Origin of the sequence: Butyricicoccus faecihominis (assembly GCF_024462775.1) — a bacterium.
GTDB classification, from domain to species: Bacteria; Bacillota; Clostridia; order Oscillospirales; family Butyricicoccaceae; genus Agathobaculum; species Agathobaculum faecihominis_A.
Genome location: NZ_JANGCE010000025.1, coordinates 25,057 through 40,090 on the forward strand (window position 1 = coordinate 25,057; position 15,034 = coordinate 40,090).

At 62.5% G+C, this 15,034-nt stretch carries 11 protein-coding genes; all 11 read right to left on the reverse strand.

The window, feature by feature from the left end; genetic code table 11:
- Positions 1–1,158 (reverse strand): Gfo/Idh/MocA family protein, encoded by a 1,158-nt coding sequence (locus tag NE562_RS12600; RefSeq protein WP_280962782.1) that lies wholly within the window; start codon positions 1,156–1,158, stop codon positions 1–3.
- A 1-nt stretch (position 1,159) separates the two neighbouring features.
- Positions 1,160–2,218, reverse strand: a complete 1,059-nt coding sequence (locus NE562_RS12605; protein ID WP_280962783.1) for a zinc-dependent alcohol dehydrogenase — start codon at positions 2,216–2,218, stop codon at positions 1,160–1,162.
- Between the two features lie 97 nt (positions 2,219–2,315).
- Positions 2,316–3,365 (reverse strand): LacI family DNA-binding transcriptional regulator, encoded by a 1,050-nt coding sequence (locus tag NE562_RS12610; RefSeq protein WP_280962814.1) that lies wholly within the window; start codon positions 3,363–3,365, stop codon positions 2,316–2,318.
- A gap of 276 nt (positions 3,366–3,641) precedes the next feature.
- Positions 3,642–4,580 carry a sugar phosphate isomerase/epimerase family protein gene (locus NE562_RS12615; protein WP_280962784.1) on the reverse strand — a complete coding sequence of 313 codons (939 nt, stop codon included), beginning with the start codon at positions 4,578–4,580 and terminating at the stop codon, positions 3,642–3,644.
- Positions 4,581–5,189: 609 nt separating this feature from the next.
- A complete protein-coding gene (locus tag NE562_RS12620) occupies positions 5,190–6,368 on the reverse strand; it encodes a Gfo/Idh/MocA family protein (protein WP_280962785.1) in 1,179 nt (392 codons plus the stop codon).
- A 54-nt stretch (positions 6,369–6,422) separates the two neighbouring features.
- Entirely contained in the window at positions 6,423–7,373 is a 951-nt protein-coding gene (locus tag NE562_RS12625; protein ID WP_280962786.1) for a sugar ABC transporter substrate-binding protein, read from the reverse strand.
- A gap of 323 nt (positions 7,374–7,696) precedes the next feature.
- Positions 7,697–8,686 (reverse strand): ABC transporter permease, encoded by a 990-nt coding sequence (locus tag NE562_RS12630; RefSeq protein WP_280962787.1) that lies wholly within the window; start codon positions 8,684–8,686, stop codon positions 7,697–7,699.
- Complete coding sequence (locus tag NE562_RS12635; RefSeq protein WP_280962788.1) at positions 8,679–10,199, reverse strand: sugar ABC transporter ATP-binding protein; 1,521 nt, start codon at positions 10,197–10,199, stop codon at positions 8,679–8,681. Before NE562_RS12635 ends, NE562_RS12630 begins: the two co-directional genes overlap by 8 nt.
- A 249-nt stretch (positions 10,200–10,448) precedes the next feature.
- Complete coding sequence (locus tag NE562_RS12640; RefSeq protein ID WP_280962789.1) at positions 10,449–12,002, reverse strand: response regulator; 1,554 nt, start codon at positions 12,000–12,002, stop codon at positions 10,449–10,451.
- The gene (locus NE562_RS12645; RefSeq protein WP_280962790.1) at positions 11,999–12,946 is read right to left on the reverse strand and encodes a substrate-binding domain-containing protein; all 948 of its coding nucleotides are present in this window, start codon (positions 12,944–12,946) and stop codon (positions 11,999–12,001) included. The genes NE562_RS12640 and NE562_RS12645 overlap by 4 nt, the downstream gene beginning before the upstream one ends.
- Complete coding sequence (locus NE562_RS12650) at positions 12,943–14,694, reverse strand: cache domain-containing sensor histidine kinase (RefSeq protein ID WP_280962791.1); 1,752 nt, start codon at positions 14,692–14,694, stop codon at positions 12,943–12,945. Before NE562_RS12650 ends, NE562_RS12645 begins: the two co-directional genes overlap by 4 nt.
- Positions 14,695–15,034: the final 340 nt, after the last annotated feature.

Sequence of the window (15,034 nt, forward strand, 5' to 3'; positions counted from 1 at the left end):
TCATTGCACCTCGTCCAGCCGTACCCAGACGTTCCCCCCGCGGCAGCTTTCGACGCAGGCCTGCACAAAGCGCACGCCGTCCACGCCGTCCTGCGCGCGCGGGTAGAAATAGCGGTCGTCCGATTCGCAAACGCCGTTTTTCCGATCCAGCAGGTGCTGGCAGAACGCCCGGTACAGGTTGGCGAACGCCTCGTAAAACCCTTCCGGGTGACCGGCGGGCAGGCGGGAAGCCGCCCTGCTGTCCGCGCCCAAGTAATCGCGCCCCGCGGCCAAGATCTGTACCGTTCCCCCCAGCTTGGACAGCCGCAGGTGGGTCGGATCGTCGTGCGACCACTCGACCGTGCCCTTGTCCCCCATGATCTTGAGTTCGATCGTACAATCGTGCCCGATCGCCGTGTTCGAGGTCCACAGCAGCCCGCCCGTGCCGTCCGCGCAGCGCAGCAGCACGCGGGCGGTCGTTTCGAGCGGCGCGCCTTCCGGGTAATAGCTGAAATCGGCCAGCACGCGGTCCAGCCGCAGGCCGGTCATGGAGCGGATCAAATAGTATAGGTGCACGCCCATACCGGCCGTCACATTGGAGTTTCCCGAGACCGCGGGGTCGCCGATCCAGCTCGTGAAGTTCTTTTCCCCGCTGTTTAGCCCCAAGATCATCCAATCCTGCGGGTATTCCGCCACAATATCGATGATTCTGCCGATCTCCCCCGCTTCGATCAGCCGTTTGCATTCCCGCATGATGGGATAGTGCGCGTAGGTATAGGGCACGCAGACCGCAAGGCCGTTTTTCTCGGCCAAATCGCGCAGCTCCTCCGCTTCGCGGACGCACAGCGTGAACGGCTTTTCGCATACCACGCTGATGCCATGCTCCAAAAAGCACTTGGTCACGCCGTAGTGCGTCTTATTGGGCGTGACGATGCTGACAAAGTCAATCCCATCCGGCCGCTTTGCCTCGGCTTCGGCCATCTCCTCGTAGGAGCCGTAAATCCGGTCGGGCGGCACGCCCCAAAATTCGCCGTCCGCGCGGTTGCGCTCCGGGTCGCGGGTAAAGCACCCGGCGGAAAGCACCGCCAGTCCGTCGATTCCGGCGCCGCGGCGGTGGCTGTTACCAATGTTGCCCCCGTTGCCGCCGCCCACCATGCCAAAACGCAGTTTTTTTTCCATGTTACGCCCTCCTCTGTCCGTCCGCGCCGCGCGGGTACAGCACGATTTTGACCGCCTCGCGCGCGCGCATCAGCGCAATGCCCGTTTCTATTTCGTCCAGCGGCAGCTCGTGCGTGATCAGCCGGTCCAGCTGGAGCGCCGGGTCTTGCAGCAGCTCGATCGCGGGCGGGAAGCTGTGCAGCGTGCTCAGCGTCGCCGTAATGGTCAGCTCCTTGATGTTGATGTCCGCCGGGCGGATGGACGACCGCTGTGTGCCGTCCTGTCCAAACACCAGAATGCGGCCGCCGCATTTCATCCCATCGATCGCCTGCGCGAGCACGGGCCCCGCGCCGACCGCGTCGATCGCAATATCGGCCAGCTCGCCCCAGCACGCGCCGAGCGCCTCGGCCAGCGGTTCCTTCGACGGATCGATCACCGCGTCCGCGCCGCAGCGCACCGCGTCCCGGCGGCGGCTCTCCATGGTTTCGCATACCGCCACATGGCGCACGCCGCAAACCTTCAGCACCCGCAGAAAGATAAGGCCGATCGCCCCCGCGCCAAACAGCGCCACGCGCTCGAACGGCAGCGGACGGATGCGCCGCACCCCGTTCAGCACGCAGGCCAGCGGCTCGGCCAGCGCGGCCAGTTTGGCGGGCAGCTCCGGCGGGATCGGATGCAGCTGCTTCGCCGGTACCACGCAGTATTCCGCGAACCCGCCGTTTTTCCACTGGCCGATGTTTTGCGCGTTGCGGCACAGGTTTTCATGGCCGCTTCTACATGCGGGGCACACGCCGCAGCGGATATTTGGCTCCACCACCACGCGGTCGCCCGGCGCAACGTTTTGCACACTGCTGCCGACCGCCTCCACCGTGGCCGCGAATTCATGCCCCATCGTCGTGCCCGGGTCGCCCCGCTGTCCCTGCGGCACCTTCAAAATGTGCAGGTCGCTGCCGCAGATGCTCGCCGCTTCCACGTGCAGCAGCACATCGTCCGCCGCCTCGATCCGGGGGATCGGTATCTCCCGCACGCGGATCACGCCGCCGCCCTCGAATACCGCCGCCTGCATTGTTTTCTTATCCATGGTCTATCACCCTTTCTTTTCAAAAGCCCCGTCCGGCGAATGCCGATTGCTATCGACACGCAAAACCGGGAACGTTCCCATATTGGGCGCAAAAAAATCATATCCGGTTTCTCATCTGTGGGTCCAGATTTTCAAGGCTTTCCTTGTTCGCTATGTTCAGCGGCGTATAAAACGTCGGCTCCGGCGGCCTGTCGCCGCTGAGCAGGTATTGATACAGCGCCTTGATGCTTTCATAGCCCTCTCGGAACGGGTTTTGGGTGATTACGAAATCGACCGCGTCCTTACGGCATAGTTCGATGGTCTCCTCAAAAATATCGCAGCCGATCAAGGCGATGCGCGCGCGGCCGCTGTCCAGCGCCGCCTGCGCGATCTGCGGATAGCTGATGCCCGTGCAAAACACGCCGTCGGTTTTTTCCGCGCTTTGGAAATAGGCGAGCGCCTGCCCGTAGTTCTGCGGGTCGCCCTCGCCGATGCAGCGCACCTGCCGCACCGCGACCGAGCCGCCCTTTTGCTCCAGCGCTTTCTGAAAGCCCTTTAGCCGTTCGGTATAGGCATGGTACTGGGCGCTTTCCTGAAAGACCGTTACGTTTCCGCGCCCGCCCAGCGCCGTGTGCATCAGGCTGCCCGCCACGCGGCCCGCCTGAAAGTAGTTTTGTCCAATAAAGCAAAAGCGTTTGGACTGCGGCAAATCCGAGCTGACCGTGATGACCGGTATGCCCTTTGCCTCGAGCAGGTTGACCGCTTCGATGATGCGGGGATGCAGCACCGGCTTGAGCACCACGCCGCGCACGCCGCTCGCCGCGAGCTGCCGCAATAGGCGGTACTGCTCCTCGTACTCGCCCGTGTGCATATCGTAAAATTCCAACCGGATGCCCAGATCGTAGAATTCGCTCTGCGCCGCTTCCAGCCCCTCGCGAATCTGCTGTTCAAACACGCGCCACCGAAAAACCACCGCGATCCGCATGGGCGAACGCTGCCTGCGCAGCGCCCGGCCGGCCGCGTTGGTGCGGTACCCGCTCTCCTCCGCGATGCGAAGGATGCGCTCGCGCAGTTCGGGCTTGACGCCGGACTGCCCTTTCAGCGCGCGGTCCACCGTGGATTTAGAGGTTCCGGCCTCGTCTGCTATTGTCTTGATTGTGGGACGCATCACCGGCCGACCTCATTTCCGCAAGCCAAATTTTCTTCTCTCGATAGCCTTATTATAGGCGGCCTGCCGCTGCTTCGCAATGCATATTTCTCACAATCTTGCCGCGCGAACTTTGTTAACAACATCCACATATTTATATCATTTTTTCAAAATGGGAACGTCACCATTCTTTTTATATCGGTATATATGTGCGCATTTCTCCATCTTTCCATTTGGCCTTCATGCGAAAAAGAGGGCCGCCGAAGCGCTTCGGCGGCCCCATTATCATGGGATTTCTTATTTGCTGACGGTCTGCTTCAGCGCGTCGATCGAGGTAAGGACGCCCGCCTCGGTGGACATGGTCAGGTCCTCCATTTCGAGGGAAACGTCGCCGTCGTAGCCCATCATGTGGACTACCGAGAAGAACTCCTTCCACCACTGCAGGTCCTTGCCGCAGCCGACGGCCACGTAGTTCCACACGCGCTCCGCCGAATCGGTGACCGGGCGGGGCTCCAAAATGCCGTCCACATCCGCCAAGCCGCGCTCGATGCGCGCGTCCTTGCCGTGCACGTGGTAGATGCAGCCCGCGAGCTTTCGCGCCGCCGCGATCGGGTCCGCGCCCAGCACCATCATGTGCGACGGGTCGAGGTTGATGCCGATCATCGGCCCCACCGCCTCGCGCAGCTTCAGCAGCGTCGAAGCGCTCCACACCATCGTGCCCGGGAACTCCTCGATCGCGATCTGCTCCACGCCGCACTTTTCACAATGCGCCGCAAATTCCTTCCAGAACTCGATGGTCACCTTCCACTGGTATTCATAGGCCGGTGCCATGAAGTCCGGCCACGAGACCGTCGAGGTGATCCAGTTGGGCGTGGTGTCGCCGGGCGCGCCCGCGGGCAGGCCCGCCATGGCCACCAGCTTTTTTACGCCCAGCTTGCCCGCGAGCGCGGCGCAGTCGTACATGCTTTTCGCGTATTCCTTGCCGGTCTCGCTCGGCCACGTCGGGTTGCAGGAGGTGTTCAGCGCCGAAATGCGCATGCCGCGCTTGTCGAGCTCGGCCAGCAGGTCCTTGCGCTTGCCCTCGTCCGCCAGCAGCGCGGCGGTGTCAATATGCTTGCGCGCGCCCCAGCCGCCCGCGGTCATTTCCACCGCGTCCAGCCCCAGACTTTTTACCTTGTCCAGCATGTCCGTGAAGGACAGGTCCGCGAATACGTCCGTGCAAATTGCTAGTTTCATAATATTATCCTCCGTTATTCTGTTGATTATAGGAACGAGCGACACAGGCAATGTCATTCAGTTAAGGATACACAAGTGATAACTGGACGGCAAACGCCCTTTGGGCTCCCTACCACGAGGGGGAGCTGGGCCGCGCGGAGCGCGGGTCTGAGGGGGGGCGTGAGGATTGTCGGCATTGATACGCGCGGATGCCTTAACGTGCGCTATTCGTAAAGCCCCCCATTCGTCACGCGCCTTACGGCGCGCGCCACCTTCCCCTCGTTGGGCATATGCGTAAACTTAAGCTGCGCGCGCAGAGCGCCCTTTGGGCTTCCCCCGACGAGGGGAAGCTGGGCCGCGCGAAGCGCGGGTCTGATGGGGGGCGCATGAATTGGCAGCATTGATGTGCGTGGCTGCCTTAAAGTGCGCTATTCGTTACGCCCCCCTTTCGTCACGCGCCTGCGGCGCGCGCCACCTTCCCCTCGTTGGGGGAAGGCTAGAACGAGGACGCGCCCTTTGAGCTCCCCCCTACGAGGGCGGGTTTCCGCGTCGGTGGTTCGGCTGTGGCGGGCACGCCAAGGACGTGCCCGCCGGCCAGAGAAGAAAGAAGAAAAAAGAAAAGAATTGGTTTTACTTAAAGTCCACCCAGACGGCGCCCTTGTCAGCGGATTCGACGCACTTGACCACCCAGCGGATGCCTTCGATGCCGTGCTCCAAATCGGGGTAAACGAGGTTTTTCAGCGTCTCTTCGTCGCCGCGGTTCTTCGCGTCCATCGCGACCGCGAAGCGGTTATAGAGGTTGGACCAAGAATCGATCAGGCCGGTGTAGTGCAGCGCGCCCAAGCGTTCGTACTCCAGCGCTTCCGGGGTCAGGTAGTCCATGGCGCGCACCAAGGTCTGCGCGGGCTTGCCCTGTACCTCATAGTGCAGTTCGTCCGGGTGCATGTCGTTCCACTCCAGCGAGGCCTTGGTGCCGACGATGCGGATGTGCTGGCTCGACATATCGCCCGCGTTGACGGCCGAGGCCCACATGCGGCCCACCGCGCCGTTTTCATACCGCATCAGCACGTAGGCGTTGTCCTCCAAGGGCGCGCGGGAGCCGACGAAGCTCTGGCGGTCGCACAGCACCTGCTTGAGTTTGAGCTGCGGGCAGACCAGCTCGGACATGTAGAAGGTATGGGTGGACAGGTCGCCCAGCACGAAGGACGGGCCGGACTTCTTGGGATCGACGCGCCACTTCTGGCCCTCGGCCTGCGTGTCGCCGGTCGGGTCGCATCCGAAGCCGTGCGCGTAGCGCAAATCGACCATGGTGACCTCGCCGATGTCGCCGTTCAGGATCATCTGCCGCATCTGCGTGAGCAGGTCGAAGCCGGAGAAGCCGTAGGTCACGCAGACAAGCTTGCCCACGCGCTCGGAAATCTTCTTGATCTCCTCGCCCTCTTCCACGGTGAAGAACAGCGGCTTTTCGCAAATGACGTGCAGACCGGCTTCCAGCGCGGCCTTGCAGACCTCGAAGTGCTGGAAGTTCGGGGTGGCGATGTCCACGGCTTCGATGCCGTCCGGGCGCTTCGCCTCGGCCTCGAACATGGTCTTGTAATCCGGGTACAGGCGGTCCTTGTCCATGCACAGCGCCGTGCCGAAATCCACGCAGCGCTGGAAATCCAGATCGAACGCGGCCGCTTTCAGTACAAACGAGGTGTTGTCGCGCATCGCGCCCAGACGGTGCTTGTAGCCCACGCCGCTCGTCTTGCCGCCGCCCACGATGCCCCAGCGGAACGGTCTGTCTATCTTCTTTTCGCCAATCAACATTTTGATACACTCACTTTCTTAAATTCATTTTTTGGTGTCGGATGGATGGTTCTCTTACTTCAAAAAATCGTCTACGTTGTCCGCGGTGACAGGCTCGAAATCCACAACGACCTTTTCGCCGGGGTCCTCGCCCTTCTGCATCTTCTGGATGGTCTCGTAGCAGTTCTGCGCGAGCGCCGGGGCGGACTGGCGGATCGAAATGGCCATTTCGCCTTCCTTAATCTTTTGCAGGGCTTCGTCGGTCGCGTCCACGCCCGCCACCAGCACGCCGGTGAGGCGGCCCGCGGCCTTCAGCGCTTCGACGGAACCAAGCGCCATCTGGTCGTTCGCGCAAACGATTGCGTCAAATTCGGGGTAGGACTGGCACCAGTCCTCCACGACCTTCTGCGCCTTGTCGCGGGTGTACTCGCCGGTCATTTCGGCCATCAGCTCCACGTCGGGGCGCTTTTCGGCCATGGTCTCGTAGAAGCCGTCGTGCCGCTGCACGGAGTGGTACAGGCCGGGCGTGCCGGACAGGTAGAGCACCTTGGCGTTTTCGGGCAGCACCTCGGCCATGTATTCGGCCTGCATCACGCCCGCGTCGCGGTTCTGGCAGCCGACGAAGGTGTAATCGCCGCCCTCCGATTCAATGCCGAGGCAGATGACGGGGATGCCCGCGTCGTTCGCGGCCTTAACGCCCGGGGTGATGCCGGAATAGTCGATCGGCACCGCGATGATCGCGTCGACCTCCTGCATGATCGCGTCGTCGATCTGGTTGAGCTGCTTCTGGGGGTCCATATTGGCTTCGGAGTTGACGACCTTGATCGTCGCGTCGCCCGCCACGAGTTCGTTAAAGGTATCCTTCTTGAGCTTGTCGAACACGTCCGAGTCGCCGGAGTTGCAGTAGGCCACGGTGAACACGTCGCCCGCCGCGCTTCCCTCGTCCGAGCCGCCGCCCGCGCCGCAGCCCGCGAGCGCGCCGAGCAGCATGGTACCGGCCAGCGCCAGAGATAAGTACTTTTTCATTTTCAGTTCCTCCCGTATCTTCTTTTTGATTATGTTGGCAGGGTGGCGCTTCCCCTTTGGCCTTCCCCCCCACGAGGGGAAGGTGGCGCGCGCCGTAGGCGCGTGACGAATGGGGGGCGTAACGAATAGCGCACTTTAAGGCAGCCACGCTCATCATGCTGCCCATTCATGCGCCCCCCATCAGTCACGGCTTCGCCGTGCCAGCTTCCCCTCGTCGGGGGAAGCCCAAAGAGCGCTCTATGCATACGCTGCTTCAGTTTACGCATATGCCCTCGTCGGGGGGAGCCCATAGGGCGGTTGCCACCCATTGACCACTTCTTCTGTTACTTTTTCGCCTTGGCCGCGGCCTGCTTGGTGACCACGTCGATGATGACGGCGAAGAGGATGACAAGGCCCTTGACGACCTGCTGCCAGTAGGTGTTGATATGCAGAAGGTTCTGCACGTTGTTGATGATGCCGACGATGACCGCGCCGATGATGGTGCCGACGACGTTGCCCGAGCCGCCCGAAAGCGAGGTGCCGCCGACGACGACCGCCGTGATCGCGTCAAACTCGTACTGCAAGCCGCCCGCCGGGGTGCCGGAAGCCTGCCGCGCCATGAACACCACGGCCGCAAGGCCGGTGATCAGGCCGTCGAGGATAAAAGCGCGCTTGACCACGTTCTTGGATTTGATGCCGGACGCGATGGCCGCGTTTTCATTGCCGCCGACCGCGTAGATGTGGCGGCCGAAGCAGGTCTTGTTCAGCAGCACCCACGTGACGATAAACAGGATGGCCATGATGAGGACCGAGGTCGGGATGGGCCCGATGAAGCCCTGACCGAACCAATTGAACGCATCGTCCATGCCGGATACCGGGGTGCCGTCCGTCAGCAGCAGCGCGCCGCCGCGGGCGATGGTTGTGACGGCGAGCGTCATGATAAACGCCGGGATGCCGAATTTGGTAATCACAAGGCCGTTCAGCGCGCCGATCACCAGACCGACCAGCATCGCGATGAGCACGGTGATAACGGCCGCCGCGACCGGCGGCATCATGGTTTGCAGGCTGTTCATGGACAGGCACGCGATACAGCCGATGAAGGCCAGCTCCGAGCCGTAAGCGACGTTGATATGCCCTAAAATGATGACGAAGGTCGCGCCGAAGGCCAGCATGGCCACGACCGCGTTTTGCAATAGGATGTTCGAGATGTTGCGCGGCTTGACAAAGTTCGGAACGAACAGGGCGGATAGGATCACGATGACCACGAGGATCATCAGCGTGCCCCACTTGCCATAAAACTCGCCGAAGTTAAACTTTTTCTTGGTGTTATTCACGGTTCTTCCCCCTTGTTGCCAATTTCATAATGCTTTCCTGCGTGGCCTCGCGGCGTTCCAAAACGCCGTTTATCCGTCCCTCCTGCATGACGACCACGCGGTCGGCCATGCCGAGCACCTCGGGCAGCTCGGAGGAGATCATGATGACCGCCATGCCCTGCCGCGCGAACCGGCACATCAGCTTGTGAATTTCGCTTTTCGCGCCCACGTCGATGCCGCGCGTCGGCTCGTCGAGGATCATCACCTTCACGTCGCCGATCAGCCACTTGGCCAAAACGACCTTTTGCTGGTTGCCGCCCGAAAGCGTGGAGGCCGCCACGTCGAGGTTCGCGATCTTGATGTTCAGCATATCGACCATTTCACCGGCGCGCTTCACGATCGCCTTGTCGTCGATCAGGCCGTTTTTCACGAAGTCCCGCAGCGTGACGAGCGAAATGTTGTCGCGGATGTTCCGTCCGAGCACCAGCCCATAGCCCTTTCGATCCTCCGACACCATGGCGATGCCCGCGCGGATCGCGTCCGCCGTGTTGCGGATGGAGACCGGCTTGCCCTCCATCAGGATTTCGCCCGAGGTATACGGGTCGAGACCGAACACCGCCCGCATCACTTCGCTGCGGCCCGCGCCGACCAGACCGGAAAACCCGAGGATTTCGCCCTGCCGGAGCGTGAAGCTGATGTTTTCAAACCTTCCGCCGTCCTGCTTTTCCTGCGTCAGGTTTTTCACTTCGAGCACCACGTCGCCGATCGGGATGTCGTCCTCCTTGGGGAACACGTTGGTAATCTCCCGGCCGACCATGCGGGAAACGAGCTTGTTCGCGTCGTAATCGGCCGCGGGGCCGGATTCGATCCACTGTCCGTCGCGGATGATGGTGATATCGTCCGCGATGCGGAAGATCTCGTCCATCTTATGGGTGATGTACAAAATCGCGACGCCCTGCTCCTTTAGGCTGAAAATCTGCCCGAACAGCACCTCGATTTCGGCGTCCGCGATGGCGGACGAGGGTTCGTCCATGATGATGACCTTGGCGTTCATCGAGATCGCCTTGGCGATTTCGATCAGCTGGTGACCGGCGATCGACAGCTCCCGCATTTTCTGGTGCGCGTCGTACGGGATTTGGAGCCGGTCGAGCAGCGCCTGCGTGTCCCTTATCATTTTCGCGAAATCCACAAACGGCCCGCTTTTGGGTTCCCGGCCGAGGAACACGTTTTCCGCGATGGTCATTTCAAGCACCGGGTTCAGCTCCTGATAGATCATCGCGATGCCCATTTTCATGGTATCCTGAATGGTGTGCCGGCCGACGGGCTTGCCCTCGAAGAACATCTCGCCCTCGTCCGCGTCGTGGCTGCCGTTGATCACCTTCATCAGGGTCGACTTGCCCGCGCCGTTCTCCCCGCAGATGACGTGCACCTTACCGGCCCGCACCTTGAGGTTTACCCCGTCCAGCGCACGGACGCCCGGGAAAATCTTGACGATATTCCGCATTTCCAGCACATACGGCTGCTGATTGCTCACGAAATTTCTCCCTCCTTCTTATCGTTTGAACGCGGCCGGTTTGCTTGGTTTGCATGCGATTTTGGGTACCGGCCTCTTCTTTATGGTCTTATTATAGGGCCGCGGGGGCGCGCCGAAAATCCGGGCGTTTCTCGAAAAGCCTGTCATTCCTTACGCACTTTTCCGCGATGAGGCATAAAAAAACACACACCGCCCGCCGCGCGCCCATGCGCATCCGCGTTTTGGTGTGTGTTTTTCTAATTTGTTGTCTTATTCTACGGCGTCTTCCCCGGCAAACTGCTTCCGGTAGGCGTTCGGGCTCTGCCCGGTCTTGCGCTTGAACACCTTGCAAAAATGCTGGTAATCGATAAACCCGGCCTGCCGCGCAATGCTCTTCACCGTGTCCCACCGGTTTTTGCGCATCAATTCGCGCACCTGCGCAAGGCGCAGCTCGGTCAGGTATTCGACAAAGCCCGCGCCCATTTCCTGCTTAAAGCGCGCGCTGAGGTAGTTGGGCGACAGCGAAACGCGCGCGGCGACCTCGGACAGCGTGACGGGCTGCGCGAAATGCTGCTGCAAATACCGCGCCGCCTCGGCAACCGCGGGCGACACCTCGCCCGGCAGGGCCGCCCCGCCGCCTTGCCGCAACAGGCCCGCGTATTCGTCCAGCGCGCGCCGCAGGGCCGCGAAGCTGTCGATCTGCGCGTACGCCGCCTGCTGGCGCGCCAGCCCCGCCGCCGCGTCGCACCGGCGCAGCCAATCGACCGCCGCGCCCGGCATCACCCGCGCTTTTTTCACCGCTTCGGCGGCGCGCTCCACCGCCTCGTTGAGCGCGGGCTCGCCGCCCGCTTCCAGCAGCCGCGGCAGCGCGCGGGCCAGCCTTTCCGCTTCGGGCGGGCAGCCGTCCGTCATGGCGCGCGTATCCTCGTACCGCCAAACGCCCTCGCGGTAAAACGCGGCCAAGAGCGCGCGGTCGGCCTGACGGACGGCGCGCGCGATCGAGCCGTCCCCGTCGCAAAGCGAGCTGACCCCGCAGCTCACGCGGAGCTGCAAATACTGCCACGCGTAGCTGTCTATCACGTGGCACAGCGTATCGGCCAGCTCCTGCTGGCGGCTCCGGGAAGGGTAGCCGGTCATATCCATAAGAAACACGCAGGCCGTTTTGCGCACGGGCACCGCGTCCGCGTGGTTGCCCACCGCCACCTGCTGGCACAGCTCGAAAAAGCGCGGCGCCTTCTCCGCCTCGGCCTGCGCAAGGCGCGCCTGCACGGCCACGCACTGGCGGTAGGAGCCGGAAAAGCGCGCGGCCTCGATCATGGCGAGCTGCTCCTCGAACGGGCACCGGTCCATGGCCAGCAGCTTTTGGAGCACTTCGCGCCGCGCCTGCCGCAGGCCCTTTTCCAGTATCGCGTCCATTTCGCCCTGCTTGCCCGCTTTGTTTTGCCGCTTTTGCGTGCTTTCCGCCACGGCGGCGAGCGCGGTGCGCAGCGTGTCCGGGCTCAAGTGGTTTTTCAGCAGATATTCGTCCGCGCCAAGCTGCATCGCGGTTTTGACATACTCAAAATCATCGTGACAGCTGAGCATGATCACGCCGCCGTCAAACCCGCGCTCCTTGAGCCGTTTCAGCAGGTCAATGCCGTTCATCACCGGCATGGATACGTCGGCGATCACCAGATCGGGCGCAAACTGCTCGAACAGGGAAAGCGCTTCCTCCCCGTCGCGCGCGTCGCCGACGATCTGGTAGCCGTCCGCTTCCCACGGGATCATCTGCTTTAGAAACATCCGCACCAACGCGTCGTCGTCCGCGATCAATACCTTGGTCATCGTTGATTTCCCCGTTCCTCTAAAAAGTCCGCAATGTTGTCCGCCGTGATCAGGCGGCTTTCCACGTAGGCGTTGCCGGCCTTTTCGCCGTCCAGCACGCGCAGCACGGTTTCTATGGCCTTTTCCCCGATCTCATAGCCGGACTGGGTGATGAGCGCGTCCAGCGAGCCCTCCTGCACGGCCTTGAGCGCGTCGTCCTGCGTATCGACCGCTATGATGCACAGGTCCTCCGCGCCCCGCTCCTGCCGGGCGGCCGCCGCGCCGAGGCCCATCGCGGCGCTGGCGCAGAAAATGCCGCGCACGCCCTGTTCCAGAAGCGTTTCCGTGGTCTCCATCGCGTCGGCAAAGCCGCTGTTTTCCATGCGCACGGCGAGCGGGGCGCTTTCGCGCTCCTCCATCCGGCGGCGGAACTCGCCCACGCGGTCGACGGTCTGCGCCTGCACGGCCGCGCCCGCGATCACCGCGCAGGGCGCGCCCGGCCCGACGTGCTCCACCAGATAATCCGCCGCCATCGCGCCCACGGTCTTGTTATCCGAACCGATATACGGGATATCGCGGTCGATCGCGCGGGTATCCGCGGTGAACAGCGGCAGGCCCTGTTCCGCCGCCTGATCGGCAAACCAGCCGGTGCTCGTCGAATTGCAGGGCGCGACGATCAGCGCGTCGATATCGGAGGCAAGCATGTCGCGGATGAACACCGCCTGTTCCTCTTCCGCCCATTCGTTGCTGGGGTATAGAAGCGTCAGCGCCGCGCCATGCTCCTTGGCCGTGTTTTCCATGCCCGAGCGGATCTCCTGCCAATGCTCGCTGTCCATGGTTTTGAGCACCACGCCGATGCGGCGCGTGTGGTCCTCGGTCAGCAGCGTGCCCTCCGCGCAGCCGGTGCAGCCGAGCGGCAGCGCGGCGCAGAGAAGCGCTATCAGCGCCCTTTTCAGTTGCTTCACGGCGCGTCCTCCCCTTCCGTGCCCCGGTTCGCGGGCAGCTCGATCACGTACCGCGCGCCCTCGCCCGGCGCGGTATACAGCTCAAAGCGCATGGCCGCGCCGTAAAACAGGCGCAGCCGGTCGACGGTGTTGGACACGCCGATGCCGTTGAACTGCCGCTTTTCATCCGGGTTTTTGCGCAGCAGCAGGTCCCGCTCGTCCTCCGTCATGCCCTTGCCGTTATCGCTGACGGCGATGTGCAGCATGCCGCCGATCAGGCGCGCCTCCACGCGGATTTCATTGTCGCCGCGCTTGGCGTCCATGCCGTGCAAGATCGCGTTTTCAATGAGCGGCTGCAAGAGAAAGCGCGGCACCAGACACGCCCGCGCCTCCTCCGCCGCCTCATAGGTAAAGGTGAAGCAGTCCATATAGCGGTAGCGCTGCAACGAGGTGTAATCCTTCAGCAGCTCGATCTCCTGCCAAAGCGGAATGAAATCGCCGGTCTTGTTTAGGGAGGCTTCCAGCAGCTCGATGAACGCGGCAAGCTGCTCGGCGATCTTCTCGTTGCCCTGCATGATGGCCGCGAAGCGGATGGAATTGAGCGTATTGTACATAAAATGCGGCTTGATCTGGTATTGCAGCGCGTGCAGCTCGGCCTGCCGCGCGTGCGCCTGCTCGGCCAGCACCTGCTGCATCAGCTCCTCGATGCGGGCGACCATGTCGTTGAACTGCGTGCCCAGCCGGTTGAACTCGTCCTCGCGGCGCACCGGGGTGCGCGTTTCAAAATCGCCCGCGCCGACGCGCTCCATCGCGCCGACGAGTTCGCCCAGCGGGCGGTTTAAGTACTGCGAAATGCCGCGCGAAAGCTGCATGATGAGCAGCACGATGAGGAGGAGCACGATGCAGAACAGCCACTGGGTCTGCCGCATGTCCTGCATGAGCAGCGCCCGGTCGGTCAGGCAGAGCAGCGACAGGCCGGAAAACGGCGCGCGCACGACGGCGTAAATGCTTTTCTCGCCGTGATAGCGGCAATCGCCCACCTCGACGCGGGTCTGCGGCAGGCCCTTGCCGGTCAGCTCCTCGATCGAAATGCCGAAGGCCGACATGCGGCGCGCCGAGCACACCCGTCCGTCCCCCGTCAGCAGGAAATAATCCTGCGCGCTGTCCTGCGCGTCCAAAAGGCCGTAATACAGGCTGCGCTCGGTGACGCTGAGCGCCACGGTGGCGAGCAGCTCGCCCTCCGCCGCGTAAACGGGCTTGGCGTACAAATAGATCAAATTCGTTTCGCCCGCGCCCATGTCGCTCTGCACCCAAGGGGCGAACCCGCCCGGCGTGCCGCCGCCGATCCACGGGTACGCCTCCGTGTCCGCGACCGAAATGACGCTGCGGTATTCCTGCGAGCACACGATCTCCCGCGTGTCCGGCAGGTAGAGAAAAATAGCGTCCACCAGCTCGGGCAGGCTGTTCTGCTCGCTCAGGTAACGCGAGAGCCGCAGCACGTCCTCGTTCTTTCGCCGGGGCAGCGCGGCATAGTCCGCGACCGCCTGCTTCAGCCCCTTTTGCACGCTCAGCTCGGTCGTTTTCTGGTACACGCTGCGCAGGTCCTTGTCGATCTGCTCGGCGCGCAGCGCCATCGATTCGGTCACGGTCTTGGCGTAGTTGGTCTCGATCAGATCGGCGGAAATATAGTAATTGAAAAAGAACAGCAGGCCGACCGCAGGCAGCGCCACCAGCAGGATCGCCAGCATCAGCCGCACCCGAAATTTCATATGCCCGCCCCCTTTTCCGCCGCTTCTATCACAAATTATAGGGAATTCTCCGCGCCCTGTAAAGGAGAATCGAGGAAATTTTTATGAAGCGCCAGTCCGCGCGGGCGAAACGAGGGGGACGGCCATAGCGGCAATGTCGTCAGATACGGGCAATCTAGTGGCAAATGGGTGGCGAACACCCTATAGGCTCCCCTCAGCGAGGCATATGCGTAAACTTAAGCTGCGCGCGGGAGCCAAAGACCGCTTTCTGGCCTTCCCCCCACGAGGGGAAGGTGGCGCGCGCCGTAGGCGCGTGACGAATGGGGGGCGTAACAAATAGCGCACTTTAAGGCCGCCACGC

Excerpts from the sequence above, each read along its gene's own strand:
- NE562_RS12620 (WP_280962785.1), bottom strand. The coding sequence starts at position 6,368 with ATGTTGATTGGCGAAAAGAAGATAGACAGACCGTTCCGCTGGGGCATC.
- NE562_RS12605 (WP_280962783.1), bottom strand. The coding sequence starts at position 2,218 with ATGGATAAGAAAACAATGCAGGCGGCGGTATTCGAGGGCGGCGGCGTG.
- NE562_RS12650 (WP_280962791.1), bottom strand. The coding sequence starts at position 14,694 with ATGAAATTTCGGGTGCGGCTGATGCTGGCGATCCTGCTGGTGGCGCTG.
- NE562_RS12640 (WP_280962789.1), bottom strand. The coding sequence starts at position 12,002 with ATGACCAAGGTATTGATCGCGGACGACGACGCGTTGGTGCGGATGTTT.
- NE562_RS12615 (WP_280962784.1), bottom strand. The coding sequence starts at position 4,580 with ATGAAACTAGCAATTTGCACGGACGTATTCGCGGACCTGTCCTTCACG.
- NE562_RS12625 (WP_280962786.1), bottom strand. The coding sequence starts at position 7,373 with ATGAAAAAGTACTTATCTCTGGCGCTGGCCGGTACCATGCTGCTCGGC.
- NE562_RS12600 (WP_280962782.1), bottom strand. The coding sequence starts at position 1,158 with ATGGAAAAAAAACTGCGTTTTGGCATGGTGGGCGGCGGCAACGGGGGC.
- NE562_RS12610 (WP_280962814.1), bottom strand. The coding sequence starts at position 3,365 with ATGCGTCCCACAATCAAGACAATAGCAGACGAGGCCGGAACCTCTAAA.